The sequence below is a fragment of the Streptomyces sp. NRRL S-1813 genome (genome assembly GCF_000719605.1).
GTDB classification, from domain to species: domain Bacteria; phylum Actinomycetota; class Actinomycetes; order Streptomycetales; family Streptomycetaceae; genus Streptomyces; species Streptomyces decoyicus.
Genome location: NZ_JOHB01000030.1, coordinates 24029 through 41030 on the forward strand (window position 1 = coordinate 24029; position 17002 = coordinate 41030).

Consider the following 17002-nt stretch of genomic DNA (forward strand, 5'->3'; position numbering starts at 1 on the left):
GTGACACGGAATGACGGCCGGCAACAACGGCGCGGACACGCCGGAGAACGACGACCCGTTCGCCTATCTCTACCGCTCGGAAGGCGGCGAGGGCGGCGCACCGGGCCCGTCGGGCGATGCTCCGGCGGCGCGGCAGCCGGGCGTCCCGCGTACCTCCTACAACCAGGTGCGGGCCGTCGGCCAGCGCCAGTACGGCCAGCAGGCTCCGCAGCAGGTGACGTACGGGCAGCAGAACGCCCACTACGCCGCGCCGGAGACGCTGCCCGGCGGCGACCGCACGCGCTCCGCCCCGGCCCCGGGCAACGGCGGCCAGGAGCCGCGCCGCGGCCGTAACGGCCTGCTGATCGGCGCCGTCGCGGTGGTCGCGGTGGTGTGCATAGGCATCGGCGTCGCGATGCTCACCAACGGCAAGAACGCCAAGGACGACACCGCGGGCAAGCCGGGCCCGACCGCCGGTGACACGGTGTCCCCCGGAGACAAGCCCAAGAAGCCCGCTCCCGGCAAGCTGCCCAAGGAGGACGCGGGCAGCCTGCGGCTGGACGGCGGGGCGACCACGGCCAAGGACGTGCCGGGCGCGCGCTCGGCCGGCGGGACGTATGTGGCGGGGATGAACACCCCTGGCGCGTCCGCCACTTGGACCGTCGATGTGCCCCGGTCCGGCGACTACACGCTCTTCGTCGGCTACGGCGTGCCGGGCAAGGACGCCGATTCCTCGCTGACCATCAACGGCCAGCCGCGCTCGACGAAGCTCAACATGGAGAACTTCGCCGGGGCGAAGGAGGGCGAGTGGGACAAGGGCTGGACCCGTACTTTCGCCTGGATCCAGCTGAACAAGGGCACGAACACGATCAAGATCTCCTGCGAGCAGGGAAACCAGTGCGACTTCAACCTGGACAAGGTCACCCTCAAGGCGGGCCAGGTCAAGCGCTGACGGCAGGGCCGGCGCCGGCCCGGTGAGCAGGAGCGGTGTGCCGCGGGGACGATCCCCGGAGCACACCGCTTTTCGCTGTGCCGGTACGGTGCGGCGTGCCGCCCCTCAGAGGTCCGGCCCGGCCGCCGTTCCCCTTCACGCCGCCGACGGATGATCCGTCACCACTACACGCGGCAGCAGCTCTTCATACGTAGCCGTATCGAACTCGCCCGCCGCCGGGGCCCGTACGGTTGCCGCGGACAGGGCCACCGCGCGGGTCAGACGGTCGGGCCAGGGCAGGTCCTCCACCAGGCCCGAGAGCAGACCGGCCACCGCGGAATCGCCGGCGCCGGTCGGGTTCCCGGCGATCTGCCGCGGCGGGGTGGCCTGCCAGGTGCCGTCGGCGGTCACCGCGAGCATGCCGGCCGGGCCGAGTGAGGCGGCCACCGCGTGGGCGCCGCGGCGGCGCGCGTCGCGGGCGGCGCGCAGCGGCTCGGTGCTGCCGGTGAGGGCGGCGAGTTCCTCGGCGTTGGGCTTGGTGAGGTCGGGGCGGGCGGCCAGGCCGCGGCGCAGCGGTTCGCCGCTGGTGTCGAGGAGGACCGGGACGCCGGCGCTGCGCGCGGCCCGGATGAGCCGGGCATAGACATCGACCGGAACGCCCGGCGGGAGGCTGCCGCACAGTGCCACCGCCCGTGCGTCGGCGAGCAGTTCGCGGTAGGTGCCGAGGAAGGTGTCCCATTCGGCGGGGGAGACGGTCGGGCCGGGCTCGTTGAGCTGGGTGGTGTCTCCGCCGGCCGCGTCGACGACGGCGACGGTGCGGCGGGTGGTGCCGCCGACCGGGACCAGGGCGTCGGTGACCCCGGTCTCCGCGAGCAGCGCGCGCAGCGCCGTGCCGGTGCCGCCGCCCGCGAAGCCGGTGGCGACCGTGCGGTGGCCGAGCGCGGCCAGCACCCGGGCGACGTTCAGGCCCTTGCCGCCGGGCCGTTCGGACACCTCGGTGACCCGGTTCGTGGCGTGCGGGTGGAGCCGGGGAACGCGGTAGGTGATGTCCAGGGCGGCGTTCAGCGTGACCGTAAGGATCATGGTCGCCCCTCCGGGCAGTCATGGCCGGGCGGCCGGGCGTCGGGCAACCGCGGGCGGCGGTGGCATACGGACAAGTGCGCGAGCGATCATGCCATCGCCGGTGGTGGTTGGCCCAGACCCGGACCGGCCGCCGCTGCCCGGGGGCCGGGCGGAGGGGCGGCCGGCCGTACGGCTGCCCGCCGCCGGTGCGGAGCGTCAGACGCCCGGCGGGCGCACCAGCCACTCGCCCCGGCGCATGACTCCCACCAGGTCGTATGCCGCGTCCAGCACCACCAGGTCGGCGTCCTTGCCGGTCTGGAGGGAGCCGGTCCGGTCGTCGATGCCCAGGAGGCGGGCCGGGGTGGCCGAAAGCGCCTGTACGGCCTGATCGACCGTCAGGCCGTCGACGGTGACGGCGCGCTGGAAGGCGCGGTCCAGGGTGAGGGTGGAGCCGGCGATCGAACCGGCCGTGGGGCCTTCGCTGATGCGCGCGACCCCGTCCTTGACCTCGACCTGCATCGGGCCGAGCGGGTACATCCCGTCGTTCATGCCGGCCGCGCCCATGGCGTCGGTGATGAACGCGACCCGTCCGGCACCGGCCTCACGCACCGCCAGCTGGAGCATCGCGGGGTGCAGATGGGTGCCGTCGTTGATGAGCTCGACGCTGATCCGCTCGTCCTCCAGGAGCGCGGCGACCGGGCCGGGCGCGCGGTGGCCCAGCGCGGGCATTGCGTTGAAGAGGTGGGTGGCGACGGTGGCGCCGGCCTCGATGGCCTGGCGGGTGGCGTCGTAGGTGGAGTCGGTGTGGCCGATGGCCGCGATCACCCCGGCGTCGGCGAGCAGCCGTACGGACTCCATGCCACCGGGCAGTTCGGGCGCGACGGTCATCATCGACGTGGTGCCGTGCGAGGCGTCGAGGAGCTTGCGGACGTCGGCCGGGTCCGGGTCGCGCAGCAGCTCCGGCTGATGGGCGCCGCAGCGTTGTGCGGAGATGAACGGGCCCTCGAAGTGGATGCCGGCCAGCTCGCCCTGCTGGACCAGCTCGGCGAGCACCGCGGCCTGCCGGGCGAGGTCGGCCAGTTCGCCGGTGACGGTGGAGGCGACCATCGAGGTGGTGCCGTGCCTGCGGTGGGTCTCGGCCACCTTCAGGCACTCTTCGGGGTCGGCGGACGAGAACGAGCCGCCGCCTCCGCCGTGGACGTGCATATCGACGAAGCCGGGGACGATGAGATGGCCCGAGAGGTCCACGGTGCGCCCGGCCGCCGCCTCGTCCAGGTCGAGGTCACGGCTGTGGACATCGCCGATCCGGCCGTCCTCGATGGCGATCCGGCCGCGCTCGACGACGCCGGACGGCCGGGCGAGGCGGGCGCCGGCCAGGACGGTGCGCCCGGGGTCCGAGGACCGCTGCGCGGACTGTTGCTGTGCCATCAGGCGGTTACCTCCGTGGAGAGAAGATCCCAGGCGAGCAGTCCTGCGCCCAGGCACCCGGCGGCGTCCCCCAGGGCCGCCGGAACGATCGAGGGGAGCCGCTGGAACGTAACGCGGCGGCGGACCGCTTCCCGCAGAGGTGTGAACAGCGTGTCGCCCGCCTCCGCGAGCCCGCCGCCGATGATCAGCGTCTGCGGGTCGAGCAGGGTGAGGCCGGTGACCAGCCCGTCGGCGAGGGCGTCCACGGCGTTCTGCCACACCGCGCGGGCCCGCTCGTCGCCGGACTCCACGGCCTTGGCCGCGTCCGCCGCGCTGGCCTGCGGATCCTTGCAGACCGCCGCCCAGTCACGGCCGACCGCGGCGGCCGAGGCCAGCGTCTCCAGACAGCCGCGCTGACCGCAGCCGCACGCGCGCCCGCCGGGCCGTACGACGATGTGGCCGATCTCTCCCGCGCTGCCGTGCGCACCGGCCTCGATCCGGCCGCCGATGCCGATGGCGCCCGCGATCCCCGTGCCCAGCGGGACGAACAGGAACCGGTCGGCGTCCCGGCCGGCGCCGATCCGGCCCTCGGCCAGCCCGCCGGTACGGACGTCGTGGCCGAGGGCGACCGGTACGCCGCCGAGCCGCTCGGACAGCAGCGCCCGCATCGGTACGTCCTGCCAGCCGAGGTTCGCGGCGTAGACGGCGGTGCCGGACCGTTCGTCGACGATGCCGGGGACGGCGACGCCGGCCGCCGCGGCGGGGGCGCCGAAGCGGTCCGTGCCGACGTCGCGCAGCTCGGCGGCGAAGCCGAGGATGGCCTCGACCACCGCGTCGGGGCCCCGCTCGCGGCCGGTGGGGCGCCGCGCCTCGTACAGCAGAACGGGGGGACCGGCAGGCGTCCCCCCGGAAGGCGCCGCGTCCACCCCTACGAGGGCGGCCTTCATTCCGGTGCCGCCCACATCAAGGGCGATGACGTGTCTCACGGGAACAGTTTTGCGCGATCCGGGCCGAAAGGTCTAGTCCACTCACCGGGCGGATCGTACGGAGGGGGTGGCCCGAAGGGCGGTACCTCCGCGAAACGGGGGGTGGTGTAGACCTTGTAAAGGTCGCAGGGGAGACTCGCTGTTCATGCTGTTCGAAGGGGCACCCCTCGGGCGGCGAGTCATACCTGGCAAGACGGAATTTCAGGACAAAGGGCGGTAACGGCAGTGCAGCGGCGGTACTTGAGCCTGGCGGCGGCAATCGCCACCACCATGACACTGACTCTTACCGGATGCGGCAGCGGCACCGGTAGCGACGACGTCACCCTCAAACTGATCGCGGCGGATTACGGCGACAGCAAGTCCAACGGCTCCCAGCACTACTGGGACGAGCTCGCCCGCGCCTTCGAGAAGAAGAACCCGGGCATCAAGGTCGATGTCGACGTCTACAGCTGGACGGACGTCGACAAGAAGGTCGAGGACCTGGTCGAGGCCGGCAAGGCCCCCGACCTCGCCCAGATCGGCGCCTACGCGGACTACGCCGCCAAGGGCCGGCTCTACAGCGCCGACAAGCTGCTCAACGTGACCACGCAGGCCGACTTCACCCCCTCCCTCGCGGAGGCCGGCGAGTACAACCGCGTCCAGTACGGCATGCCCTTCGGCGCCAGCACCCGGCGGCTCTTCTACAACAAGAAGCTGTTCGCCCAGGCCGGCATCACCTCCCCGCCGCAGACGTGGGACGACATCGCCCACGACGCCCAGCTGCTGAAGGCCCGTGGCGTCAAGATGCCCTTCGCGCTGCCGCTCGGCCCGGAGGAGACCCAGGCCGAGACGATGCAGTGGATGCTCAGCGGTGGCGGCGGCTACACCGACAGCATCGGCAAGTACACGATCGACTCGCCGGAGAACGTCAAGACCTTCGACTGGCTGAAGGAGCGCCTCGTCGGCAAGGGCCTGACCGGCACCGACCCGGCCAAGCTCAACCGGAAGGAAGCCTTCCAGGGCTTCGCCGACGGCGAGGTCGGCATGCTCAACGGCCACCCCACCCTGATGAAGCAGGCCGCAGCCAAGGGCATCGACTACGGCACCGTCGAGCTGCCCGGCACCAACGGCAAGGCCAAGGCCACCATGGGCGTCGCCGACTGGATGATGGCGTTCAAGCAAGGGGGCCACCGCGTCCAGGCCGGCAAGTTCCTCGACTTCGTCTACAGCGACAAGAACGTCGAGAAGTTCTCCGGCGACTACGGCCTGCTGCCGGTCACCACCTCCGCCTCCCAGGCGATGCAGGCCGACGACAAGTACACCAAGCTGCACGGATTCCTGGAGCAGCTCCCCAACGCCGAGTTCTACCCGGCGAACAAGACCTCCTGGCCGCTGATCTCCAAAACGCTCAAGGCGAAGATGGGCGCCGCGGTCGGGCCGCGGGGCAACCCGGCCGGGGTGCTCACCGACATCCAGAACACCGCGGCCATGGCCGACAACACCGGCGAATGACGGTGCGGGTGCGGGTGCGGGCGCGCGGGCAGCTGGGCGGGCCCGCGGCGGCCGGGGCGACGGACCGGGCCTTGTCCGACCGTGCGCTTATCGTGGAAGCGTGATGACAGGCGGTACGGAGCGTACGGGCGGCGGGCCCGAGGCCGGCGAGAGCTCCTCGGGGCTCTCCGCCCGGGACGAGGCGGTGCTCGCCGTCGAGCGCCGCTCCTGGCCGGGCCCCGGTCCCAAGGAGCGCGCCATCCGCGAGCAGCTCGGCATCTCCCCGACCCGCTACTACCAACTCCTCAACGCCCTGCTGGACGATCCCCGGGCGCTCGCCCACGACCCCGTCACGGTCAACCGCCTGCGCCGCGTCCGGGACGCCCGCCGCGCCCGCCGCTGACCCGGGTGCTCCGGCCCGGCGCCCCGGTGCGCCTCCGGCTGCCACCGTGAGGTACCCCCGGCGCCCGCCCCGCGCCGGTAGGGTCGGCGCCATGGGCAGCCCCCCGAACGCCGCGCCGCACTCCCAGCCGACACCCGGACCCGTGCCGACCCCGCGCACCCCGGCCGGCCGCGACGGCCTCGCCGCGCTGCTGGCCCACCCGGAACGCGCCGTCATCGCCCTCGACTTCGACGGCACCCTCGCCGATATCGTCCCCGACCCGGAGAAGGCCCGCGCCCATGACGGCGCCGTCGCCGCCCTCGGCCGCCTGGTGCCGCGGCTGCGTGCCGCGGCGGTGATCACCGGCCGTCCGGCCACCGTCGCGGTCCGCCTCGGCGGCTTCGCGGACGTACCGGGCCTGGGCCATCTCACCGTCCTCGGCCACTACGGCGCCGAGCGCTGGGAAGCGGCCACCGGCACCGTCCACGCGCCCGCCCCGCACCCGGGCGTCGCCGCCATACAGGCCGAACTCCCCGGCGTCCTGGACGCCTCCGGCGTCTGGCACGGCACCTGGGTCGAGACCGCCATCGAGCGCAAGGGCGGCCGTGCCATCGCCGTCCACACCCGCCGCGCCGCCGACCCCCAGGGCGCCTTCGACCGGCTGCGCGGCCCGCTCACCGCACTCGCCGAACGCCATGGCCTGATCGTCGAACCGGGCCGCCTCGTCCTCGAACTCCGCCCGCCGGGCATGGACAAGGGCGTCGCCCTGGCCGACTGGGTCCGCGAGACCGGCGCCACCACCGTCCTCTACGCCGGTGACGACCTCGGCGACCTGGCAGCCTTCGCCGCCGTCGAAAAGCTCCGCTCCGAGGGCCTGGGCGGCGTCCTGGTGTGCAGCGGCAGCAACGAGGTCGCCGAACTCGCCGCCCGCGCCGATCTGGTGGTCGACGGCCCGACCGGAGTCGTCGGACTCCTCGCCGCGCTCGCCGACCGGCTGGCCGGGGGCGAACGGGGCACGTCCTAGCGGACGAGCTGCCGGCCGCCGTCGATGTCGTACGTTCCGCCGGTCCCATGGGGGCCGCCGGGGCCCGCTGATCGCCGGGGGCGCCTCTCTCAGGGCTTCAGCGCCCGCAGCTGCTTCAGGAACCACTGTGCGGGCGGCAGTGCCGTGGCGGCCGCGGCCAGCCGTGCCGTGCGCTCGCTGCGTTCCCCGGTGTCCATCGACAGCGCCTCGTGGAGTGCCCGTGCGGTGCCGCTGACGTCGTACGGATTGACGGTGAGGGCGTCCTGCCCGAGTTCCTCGTGGGCGCCCGCCTCCCGGGAGAGCACCAGTACACAGCCCTGGTCGGAGACCACCGGGATCTCCTTCGCGACCAGGTTCATCCCGTCCCGGATCGGGTTGACCAGCGCCACGTCCGCCAGGCGGTACGCGGCCAGCGAGCGCGCGAAATCGTCCTTGACGTGCAGCTCGACGGGCTGCCAATCCGCCGTCCCGTACTCGGAGTTGATCGCCTCGGCGACCCGCCCGACCTCCGCCGTGTACTCCCGGTAGACGGCCAGGTCCTGGCGTGAGGGGTAGGCGAACGCGACATGCACCACGCGCTCGCGCCACGACGGATGGTCCGCCAGGAGCTCCCGGTAGGCGAGCAGCCCCCGCACGATGTTCTTCGACAGCTCGGTCCGGTCCACCCGGACGACGGTCCTGCGCGCCGTCCCGTCGGGCCCTGTGCCGATCTGCTCCCGCAGGGCGGACAGCCGCTCGGCGACATCCTCCTGCTGCGACCGCTCGCGCAGGAAGTCGGCGTCCGCCCCGAGCCCGTACACGCCGATCCGGGTGTCGCCCGTGCCGCCGACGACCGCGGCGCAGCACGCGGCGAACGCGTCCGCCCAGCGATGGGTGAGGAACCCCAGCCGGTCGGCGCCCAGCATGCCTTCCAGCAGCTGCCGTGCGATGTCGTCCGGCAGCATCCGGAAGTACTCCGGCGGCGCCCACGGCGTGTGCGAGAAGTGCGCGATCCGTACGTCGGGCCGCAGGGTGCGCAGCATCCCCGGCACCAGGGCCAGGTGGTAGTCCTGCACCAGCACTGCCGCACCCTCGGCGGCCTCGTCGGCGAGCGCCTGGGCGAAAGCGCGGTTGTAGCTCTCGTACGACGCCCACTGCGCCCGGAACTCCGCGTCGAAGACCGGTTCCAGCGGTGTCTGGTACAGCATGTGGTGGACGAACCACAGCGCGGAGTTCGCGATGCCGTTGTAGGCGGCGGTGTACACCTCGGCCGGAATGTCCAGCATCCGGACGCGTTGTCCACCGGTGTCGCCCGGGGCCAGGGCACCACCCGTCCGCCGTACGGCCTCCCGGTCACCGTCGCCGAGCGCGGCACACACCCACACCGCATCCGTATCGGACCCGATGGCCGACAGCCCGGACACCAGCCCGCCACCGCCCCGCTTGGCGGTCAGCGTCCCGCTCTCCCCCAGGGCGTACGAGACCGGCCCGCGATTGGACGCCACAAGAACCTCGGCACCCGCGGGCACCGCATTGCCTTCGGAGACCCTCTCGGAGATCATGACGCCAGATTAACCACCCACAGATCCGCGCAAACGTACGGAACTCGCCTACGTCGGATCCCGCCGCGCGCCGCCCGCCGGGACGGGGTGCCGGCGGCGCAAGGGCCGCCGGCACCCCGTCCGGCATCGGCAGGGGATCAGTCGAGCTTGGTGCCCATGTTGTGGGCAAAGTTCTGCCACTTCTCGACGGCGAACCGCTTGTTGAGCGAGTCCGGCACGCTCGGGTGGGTGACGTAGCCCTCGACGTGGAGCTTCAGGTAACCCTTGGAGTCCGTGTAGAAGTTGAAGTAGACCTTCGAGCCCTTGCCGTCGAAGTGGCCCTTCTCCGCGGTGAAGTACCAGGCGTTCTTCATGGAGCCGATGCCGTGGTAGCGCACCGGAGCGTCCTTGCAGGCGAAGAAGGTGGCGCAGGCTTCGAGGTTGAGCCGCTGGTTCTCCTTCGGGAACTTCTTCGGCGCGCCCTTGACGGGGAACGAGCAGTTGAAGCAGTCATGCAGGGACTTCATGGCCTTGGCCGGACTCACCTTGAGCCCCGGGTAGTGCCCGTTGTTGGGCTTGACGGTGAAGCGCTCGTCGTACAGCTTGCGCAGGCCCGCCGCAGCAGCACCGTTCTTGGCGGCTGCGGGCTGGGCGACGGCAGCCTTGGTCATGGGCTGCTGCGCCGAGTGGGCCGACTGCGCCTGGGCGGGAGTGGCTGTGGCCAGCACGCCCACCGCCGCCATGGCGCCGAGGATCCGCCCCGTAGAGATACGCAAAATATTTCCCCCTGTGTCAGTCAAGAGAAGATCAACAACTCCGCCACCCTAGCCGCCGCGGCTACCGGGTAGTAACTGACCCTCTGCTGACGGAAGTACGGGGGATGCTGCCCGCGGTGGCGCGGCCCGCTCCGGGGCGCACACGTGCCGCGCCGCCGGGCCTCGCCGTACGCGCGCTCCTCGCGCACGGGGGCTCCGCCCTTCCCGCCCCGTGATCCATTGCGCAGGTCACGCCGCCCGCCGCGCCGCATACTCCGGGATTTCGGCCATCGGGGGGCGTTCCTCGGTGTCCACCTCCGTCGTGCGCGGGACGAAGCCCTGCTCGCCGCGGTCGAACTGGGTGAGCCGGGGGCGGATCAAGTGGCCGCGGGTCAGGCGCAGTTGTGCGGTCCGGTAGATCGCGGCGGCCATCCGGCCCAGGGCCTGGCCGTCCTGGTGGCGGTGTTTGCGGACGCCGACGTCCACCTGGGCGAGGGCGTCGAGGCCGACGGTGTGGAGCGCGTCGACGAGCAGGCCGAGCTCTACGCCGTAGCCGACCGGGAACGGCAGCCGTTCCAGGAGCGAGCGGCGGGCCGCGTACTCGCCGCCCAGGGGCTGGACGAAGCCGGCCAGCTGCGGCCAGTGGAGATTGAGGAGGGGGCGGGCCACCAGCTCGGTCACCCGGCCGCCCTGCCCGGCCCCGGCACCCTCGGTGCCGGTCTCCAGGGGGCGGTCGTACATCGCCTTCACGAACTGGATGTCCGGATCCGTCAGCAGCGGGCCGATGATCCCGGAGACGAAGACGGAGGAGAAGGCGCGCAGGTCGGCGTCGATGAAGCAGACGATGTCGCCGGTGGTGGCCAGGAGGGAGCGCCACAGCACCTCACCCTTGCCGGGGAGGGCGGGCAGCCGCGGCAGGACGCTGTCGCGGTGGACGACCCGGGCCCCGGCCGCCGCGGCGACCTCGGCGGTGCGGTCGGTGGAGCCGGAGTCCAGCACCACCAGCTCATCGACGAGCGGGACCGTCCCGGTCATCAGCTCGGCGCGGATCACCGACACGATCGCCCCGACGGTGGCCTCCTCGTCGAGCGCGGGCAGCACCACGCTGACCGTGCGGCCCGTCTGGCGCTTGGCCTCCAGCAGCTGCCCCAGCGGACGGTCCGCGGCGGACCAGGAGCGGCTGCTCAGCCAGCCCTCGACCTCTTCCAGCACGTCTACGACTCCTCGGTCGCCGCCGGTGGGCGGCCTCTGTGATCCATCTCGCGGTTCGGACGACTATCTCAACCGTCAGTGCCTTCGGTTACAGTCTTGAACAACGCGGATGACCGTCGCATGTCGGGGTCCGTGCCACAAACGCCTGGGTTTCGGCCCAGCGCCATACCGCTCATCCAGAGGGGCAGAGGGATACGGCCCGTTGAAGCCCCGGCAACCCTCCAGCCGGTCTTGCCGCCAGGACGCTGACGTCCCGCGCGCGCGAGGCTCCCGGCTAGGGAAGGTGCCAAATCCGTCTCGTGGCGAGATTCGTCGCGAGGAAGATGAGGAGAAAGGGCCTCGCCTCCATGGCTGTGCAAGTCACCGAAAACACCCCCACCGTCGCTCTGGGCCCCGCCGCCGCGCTGTCCTGCCGCGAGTGCGGCACGCGCTTCCCGCTCGGCCCGATCTTCGCGTGCCAGGAATGTTTCGGGCCGCTCGAAGTCGCCTACGACCTGCCGAGCGGCGACCCCGAGAGCCTGCGGAAGCAGATCGAGGCCGGTCCGGACAACATCTGGCGCTACGCCCCGCTGCTGCCGGTCCCCGCGGACGTGGCCGACAAGCCCAACCTCAACCCGGGCTTCACCAAGCTCGTCAAGGCCGACCGGCTCGCCGCCGAGCTGGGCGTCACCGGCGGTCTGTATGTGAAGGACGACTCCGGCAACCCGACGCACTCCTTCAAGGACCGCGTCGTGGCGATCGCCGTCGAGGCCGCCCGCGCCTTCGGCTTCACCACGCTCTCCTGCTCCTCCACCGGCAACCTCGCCGGTGCCGTCGGCGCCGCCGCCCGCCGTGCCGGTTTCAAGTCCTGCGTCTTCATCCCGCACGACCTGGAGGCCGGCAAGGTCGTCATGGCCGCGGTCTACGGCGGCGACCTGGTGGGCATCGAGGGCAACTACGACGACGTCAACCGCTTCTGCTCGGAGCTCATCGGCGACCCGCTGGGCGAGGGCTGGGGCTTCGTCAACGTCAATCTGCGCCCGTACTACGGCGAGGGTTCCAAGACCCTCGCGTACGAGATCTGTGAGCAGCTGGGCTGGCAGCTCCCGGACCAGATCGTCATCCCGATCGCGTCCGGCTCGCAGCTCACGAAGATCGACAAGGGGCTCAAGGAGCTGATCGCCCTCGGCCTGGTCGAGGACAAGCCGTACAAGATCTTCGGCGCCCAGGCGGAGGGCTGCTCGCCGGTGTCCACGGCCTTCAAGGCCGGGCAGGACGTCGTACGCCCGCAGAAGCCGAACACCATCGCCAAGTCGCTGGCGATCGGCAACCCGGCCGACGGTCCGTACGTGCTCGACATCGCCCGCCGTACGGGCGGCGCCGTGGAGGACGTCAACGACGAGCAGGTCGTGGACGCGATCAAGCTGCTGGCCAGGACGGAAGGGATCTTCGCGGAGACCGCGGGCGGCGTGACCGTCGGCGTGACCAAGAAGCTCATCGAGGCCGGTGTGCTCGACCCCGCCCTGACCACCGTCGTCCTGAACACCGGTGACGGTCTCAAGACGCTGGACGCGGTCGCCCCGACCACCGGGCCCACGGCGACGATCCGTCCGGATCTGGACGCGTTCCGCGCCGCCGGCCTGACAGGCTGAGGCCGTCGGCCGGTCCGCGGACACGGCCGAGCCACCGCCCCGCACTCGTACTCCGTATTTCCTGGAAGGCTGAACCATGAGCGTCAAGGTCCGCATCCCCACCATCCTCCGCACGTACACCGCCGGCCAGGCCGAGGTCCCCGCCGAGGGCGCGACCCTCTCCGAGGTGATCGCCGACCTGGAGCAGAACCACCAGGGCATCGCGGCCCGTGTGCTGGACGACGCCGGCAAGCTGCGCCGCTTCGTGAATGTGTACGTCAACGACGACGATGTGCGCTTCGAGCAGGGCCTGGAGACGCCGACCCCGGACGGCGCGGGCATCTCGATCATTCCGGCAGTGGCCGGCGGCTGCTGATTTTTAGCCATCTCTTCGCCTGCTTGACCGGAATTGCCCCGTCCGCCAGAAAGCGGACGGGGCAATTCCGTGTTGTGAAAGGGGATACCATTGGGGTGATCCCCCTCCGGATATCACCCGGCGCGTGCCGAACGCATATGTGTTCGTGATCAGTTGTGCCCAAAGTGTGTGCGGTTTTTGTCGCCTAGGTGCGCTATGCCCGGCCCGACTTGCCCTGGAGAACCGGGATTTCACCGCATATTGCCGATTCTCCGGCCCCAGAATTCTCGTCCGATTGACCTGTTGCTCTGGGCATCTGTGCAGATACATTCAGCGGCGGTCGACGCGTTCCGGCGCACACCCCACAAGCCTTTCGCGGGGTGAGGTCTGACCCGGGTCCGCGGAGTGCGGTCCTGTGCAAGGGCCAGTAATAGGGGAGTTAGGCATGGCTCAGGGCACCGTCAAGTGGTTCAACGCGGAGAAGGGGTACGGCTTCATCGCGGTCGACGGTGGTGCGGATGTTTTCGTCCACTACAGCGCGATCCAGATGGACGGCTACCGCACCCTCGAGGAAGGTCAGCGGGTCGAGTTCGAGATCTCGCAGGGCCAGAAGGGGCCGCAGGCGGACATGGTCCGGGTGGCCGGCTGAGGCGCCGACCGACTGCTGCGTAGGGAAGGCCCGTACCCCGTCGGGGGTGCGGGCCTTCTGCTGTCCGCCGTCGGCGGACAGCGGGGCGGGCGGAGGCGGGCGGGTCGCCGTGGGATGCCCGTGTCCACCCGTGTCCACCTGCGCGTACCCGTCAATCGGCCGCCACTTCCGTCGGAGGCTTCTTCGAAGCTGCCTTGCACTCAAGGGGTGCGAGTGCTAATCATTGCGTTAGCACTCTCCCAGTGAGAGTGACAAAGAAGGACCGGGTCGGTGAGGCCCGTAGGCCGCGTGGTGCAAGGAACCACACGGGTCTACAGGTCGTCCGTCGCGGGCGCCAGCGCGGTCCGGAGCAATCCACCCCAGTCCGGGAGGACCACTTCACATGGCCAAGATCATCGCGTTCGACGAGGAGGCACGGCGCGGTCTCGAGCGCGGGATGAACCAGCTCGCCGACGCCGTCAAGGTCACCCTCGGCCCCAAGGGCCGCAACGTCGTCCTCGAGAAGAAGTGGGGCGCCCCCACGATCACCAACGATGGTGTTTCCATCGCCAAGGAGATCGAGCTCGAGGACCCGTACGAGAAGATCGGCGCCGAGCTGGTCAAGGAGGTCGCGAAGAAGACGGACGACGTCGCCGGTGACGGCACGACGACCGCGACCGTCCTGGCCCAGGCTCTGGTCCGCGAGGGCCTGCGCAACGTAGCCGCCGGCGCCAACCCGATGGCCCTCAAGCGCGGTATCGAGCGTGCCGTCGAGGCCGTCTCCGCCGCCCTGCTGGAGCAGGCCAAGGACGTGGAGACCAAGGAGCAGATCGCTTCGACCGCCTCCATCTCCGCCGCTGACACCCAGATCGGCGAGCTGATCGCCGAGGCCATGGACAAGGTCGGCAAGGAAGGCGTCATCACCGTCGAGGAGTCCCAGACCTTCGGTCTGGAGCTGGAACTCACCGAGGGTATGCGCTTCGACAAGGGCTACATCTCGGCGTACTTCGCGACCGACATGGAGCGCATGGAAGCCGCGCTCGACGACCCGTACATCCTGATCGTCAACTCCAAGATCAGCAGCGTGAAGGACCTGCTGCCGCTCCTGGAGAAGGTCATGCAGTCCGGCAAGCCGCTGCTGATCATCGCCGAGGACGTCGAGGGCGAGGCCCTGTCGACCCTGGTCGTCAACAAGATCCGTGGCACCTTCAAGTCCGTCGCCGTCAAGGCCCCGGGCTTCGGTGACCGCCGCAAGGCCATGCTCGGCGACATCGCCATCCTCACCGGTGGCACCGTCATCTCCGAGGAGGTCGGCCTCAAGCTGGAGAACGCCGGTCTCGAGCTGCTCGGCCGCGCCCGCAAGGTCGTCATCACCAAGGACGAGACCACCATCGTCGACGGTGCCGGCGACAGCGAGCAGGTCCAGGGCCGGGTCAACCAGATCCGCGCCGAGATCGAGAACAGCGACTCGGACTACGACCGCGAGAAGCTCCAGGAGCGTCTGGCGAAGCTGGCCGGCGGCGTGGCCGTCATCAAGGCCGGTGCCGCCACCGAGGTCGAGCTCAAGGAGCGCAAGCACCGCATCGAGGACGCCGTTCGCAACGCGAAGGCGGCCGTCGAGGAGGGCATCGTCGCCGGCGGTGGCGTCGCCCTTCTCCAGGCCTCCCAGGTCTTCGAGAAGCTGGAGCTCGACGGCGACGAGGCCACCGGCGCCAACGCGGTGAAGCTGGCCCTGGAAGCCCCGCTCAAGCAGATCTCCGTCAACGGCGGCCTCGAGGGCGGCGTTGTGGTGGAGAAGGTGCGCAACCTGCCCATCGGCCACGGCCTCAACGCCGCGACCGGTGAGTACGTCGACATGATCGCCGAGGGCATCATCGACCCGGCGAAGGTCACGCGCTCCGCGCTCCAGAACGCCGCCTCCATCGCGGCGCTCTTCCTCACCACCGAGGCCGTCATCGCCGACAAGCCGGAGAAGGCCGGCGCGGCGGGCGCTCCGGGCGGCATGCCGGGCGGTGACATGGACTTCTGATCCCCGGATCAGAACGCTGATCCTCCCGGATCACGTCCAGACGTACGTCGGGGCGGCACCCTCCTCCCAGGGGGTGCCGCCCCGGCGGCGTTTCATGGGGGGCGGGTCCGGGCGGTGCCGTTCGCGGGCGGCACCAGCGCCACCCCGCCGGCGGCCAGCACGAGAACGGTGAATGCCACGGCCGGCCTGGCGCGCCAGGGACGGTGTCACCGGATCAGCATGGCGCCGACCCTGCTGGGGTGGCGCCGCGGGGCCGCGGGGCGTTTCACGAGTAGCGGCTCTGGCTCAACTTCCGCGGAGACAGGGCCTGAGCCTTGGACACCGCTGAGCGGTTGGCTCAATGTGACGGGATGAGCGTGCCGTTGGCTCGGTTGGTGGACGGTAGACGTAGGTCGGCTGCCAGGCCCGGGGGTCCCGTGTGAGCTGTATGCCAAAGTGTCCCCTCTGGGGAGACTCGGGTAGGGGGCGGGCGAGTGCGGCTGCGCAAGGGCAGATGGGGTAAGGCGGTCCTGGTGACCGCTGTCGCGATGGTGCTTGTCGGGCCCGGTGCCGACGGGCCCGGCAGAGTGCGCCGGGCCGGTGACAAGCCGGCCTTCACGCTCCGCCGCCATGAGCCGTACACCATCGGCCGGGAGTACCACGCCTCCATCCCGCGCCTCACACCTGCGTTCGGGAACACCGGGCACGTCCCGGCGCCCTTCGGCGTGGTCATGCGCATTACGCTCACCGGCGCTGTCTTCGACGCCATCCCATTTCACCGCAACTGCTACTACGCGAAGGACCGCCGCGAGGTCTTTTGCGAGTTCCCGCACGCCGTGCCCGCTGGAGCCGGGTACGAGACCGCCGAGCCCATGGAGGATGTCTTCGGCCCCGCCGCCGTCATGGGGGCGTACAGATACTCCGTCTGGGCGCTGGGGGATCCGCCCGCGCACACCGAGGACTACAAAGCGCACTACACACGCGGCAAGGGCCCCGCGCTCGGACTCGAACCGGTCCCCGTCAGCACGCTCAAGGGCGGCGGTGAACTGCGCTTCGTCACGGCCGGCTACACCGACAAAGCGGACTGGGCCATCACGGGCACCACGATCCGCGGCCGGATCGGGGAGTACGCCGAGGCGTCCGTCCCGCAGCCCCTTCACTCTGGTCCGGGCCCCCAGCGGGTGCGAGTGGAGGTGCCGAAGGGCACGACCTTCGCCCCGTTCTCGCCGGCGGAGAAGCGCAACTTGGTGTCCGACACGGAATTCTGCGAACGCGATGAGCGCGACGGGAACGTCTACTGCGACGGCGTCAGGGACAACCTCCTGCGGGTGCGAATCGACCGGCGGGTCGAAGGCGCCGAGGGCAGGCTCTCGGTGCCCGAACCCGTCGACGGAGACACCCACCCTGCCAACAACACGGCGCCCCTCAAACTTGAGATCACCGGCACGGCCCCAGCCGGCCATGCCGTCCCGCCCGTCCCCGCCGGTCCCGCTCCCTCATCCGCGTCATCCGCTGCCGCCAGGGACAGCCGTACCCGGGACATCGTGCTCGCCGCGGCCGCTTCACTTGCCGCTCTCGCCCTGGCGACCGCCCTTCTCCTCCACCGTCGACGCAACCGGCGGGCAACAGCACCTCGCCGGCCCGGCAATGGTGAGTGACCTTCACGCCTTCTT

General features: G+C 71.0%; 15 protein-coding genes and 1 riboswitch. Of the genes, 9 read left to right on the forward strand and 6 right to left on the reverse strand.

All coding sequences use genetic code 11. From position 1 onward, the window contains the following. Positions 1-10: 10 nt before the first annotated feature. Positions 11-931: a carbohydrate-binding protein gene (locus IF67_RS0130640; RefSeq protein WP_030991173.1), complete on the forward strand. Its 921-nt coding sequence runs from the start codon at positions 11-13 to the stop codon at positions 929-931. Between the two features lie 135 nt (positions 932-1066). On the opposite strand, the gene pfkB is transcribed toward IF67_RS0130640, so the two are convergent. The 3 genes from pfkB to IF67_RS0130655 form a co-directional block, all read right to left on the reverse strand. Beyond that, entirely contained in the window at positions 1067-1993 is a 927-nt protein-coding gene (gene pfkB / locus IF67_RS0130645) for a 1-phosphofructokinase (RefSeq protein WP_030991174.1), read from the reverse strand. A 195-nt stretch (positions 1994-2188) separates the two neighbouring features. Beyond that, complete coding sequence (gene nagA, locus IF67_RS0130650) at positions 2189-3400, reverse strand: N-acetylglucosamine-6-phosphate deacetylase (protein WP_030991175.1); 1212 nt, start codon at positions 3398-3400, stop codon at positions 2189-2191. Further along, the gene (locus IF67_RS0130655) at positions 3400-4326 is read right to left on the reverse strand and encodes an ROK family protein (protein WP_051818771.1); all 927 of its coding nucleotides are present in this window, start codon (positions 4324-4326) and stop codon (positions 3400-3402) included. The genes nagA and IF67_RS0130655 overlap by 1 nt, the downstream gene beginning before the upstream one ends. Before the next feature lie 309 nt (positions 4327-4635). Here IF67_RS0130655 and IF67_RS0130660 point away from each other — a divergent pair, with 309 nt between their 5' ends. The 3 genes from IF67_RS0130660 to otsB all read left to right on the forward strand — a co-directional run bounded on the left by IF67_RS0130660 (position 4636) and on the right by otsB (position 7241). Then, the gene (locus IF67_RS0130660; protein WP_078889733.1) at positions 4636-5856 is read left to right on the forward strand and encodes an ABC transporter substrate-binding protein; all 1221 of its coding nucleotides are present in this window, start codon (positions 4636-4638) and stop codon (positions 5854-5856) included. Between the two features lie 103 nt (positions 5857-5959). Continuing rightward, entirely contained in the window at positions 5960-6238 is a 279-nt protein-coding gene (locus IF67_RS0130670) for a DUF3263 domain-containing protein (RefSeq protein WP_030991179.1), read from the forward strand. A gap of 91 nt (positions 6239-6329) precedes the next feature. Beyond that, a complete protein-coding gene (gene otsB, locus IF67_RS0130675; RefSeq protein WP_030991181.1) occupies positions 6330-7241 on the forward strand; it encodes a trehalose-phosphatase in 912 nt (303 codons plus the stop codon). 89 nt (positions 7242-7330) lie between these two features. Here otsB and IF67_RS0130680 read toward each other — a convergent pair whose 3' ends face one another. The 3 genes from IF67_RS0130680 to IF67_RS0130695 all read right to left on the reverse strand — a co-directional run bounded on the left by IF67_RS0130680 (position 7331) and on the right by IF67_RS0130695 (position 10728). Beyond that, a complete protein-coding gene (locus IF67_RS0130680; protein WP_051818756.1) occupies positions 7331-8782 on the reverse strand; it encodes an alpha,alpha-trehalose-phosphate synthase (UDP-forming) in 1452 nt (483 codons plus the stop codon). Positions 8783-8919: 137 nt separating this feature from the next. Then, complete coding sequence (locus IF67_RS0130685) at positions 8920-9537, reverse strand: hypothetical protein (RefSeq protein WP_158713187.1); 618 nt, start codon at positions 9535-9537, stop codon at positions 8920-8922. 228 nt (positions 9538-9765) lie between these two features. Then, a complete protein-coding gene (locus tag IF67_RS0130695; RefSeq protein WP_030991187.1) occupies positions 9766-10728 on the reverse strand; it encodes a glucosyl-3-phosphoglycerate synthase in 963 nt (320 codons plus the stop codon). 169 nt (positions 10729-10897) lie between these two features. Beyond that, a riboswitch (SAM riboswitch) is annotated at positions 10898-11058 on the forward strand. Between the two features lie 17 nt (positions 11059-11075). On the opposite strand from IF67_RS0130695, the gene thrC reads away from it, so the two are divergent. The 5 genes from thrC to IF67_RS0130720 all read left to right on the forward strand — a co-directional run bounded on the left by thrC (position 11076) and on the right by IF67_RS0130720 (position 16987). Further along, positions 11076-12359 (forward strand): threonine synthase, encoded by a 1284-nt coding sequence (thrC, locus tag IF67_RS0130700; RefSeq protein ID WP_030991189.1) that lies wholly within the window; start codon positions 11076-11078, stop codon positions 12357-12359. A 76-nt stretch (positions 12360-12435) separates the two neighbouring features. Then, a complete protein-coding gene (locus IF67_RS0130705) occupies positions 12436-12714 on the forward strand; it encodes a MoaD/ThiS family protein (RefSeq protein ID WP_030086966.1) in 279 nt (92 codons plus the stop codon). Positions 12715-13138: 424 nt separating this feature from the next. Continuing rightward, complete coding sequence (locus IF67_RS0130710; protein WP_003986833.1) at positions 13139-13342, forward strand: cold-shock protein; 204 nt, start codon at positions 13139-13141, stop codon at positions 13340-13342. A gap of 382 nt (positions 13343-13724) precedes the next feature. Beyond that, the gene (groL, locus tag IF67_RS0130715) at positions 13725-15350 is read left to right on the forward strand and encodes a chaperonin GroEL (RefSeq protein WP_030991191.1); all 1626 of its coding nucleotides are present in this window, start codon (positions 13725-13727) and stop codon (positions 15348-15350) included. 512 nt (positions 15351-15862) lie between these two features. After that, entirely contained in the window at positions 15863-16987 is a 1125-nt protein-coding gene (locus IF67_RS0130720) for a hypothetical protein (protein WP_158713188.1), read from the forward strand. Positions 16988-17002 lie beyond the last annotated feature (15 nt).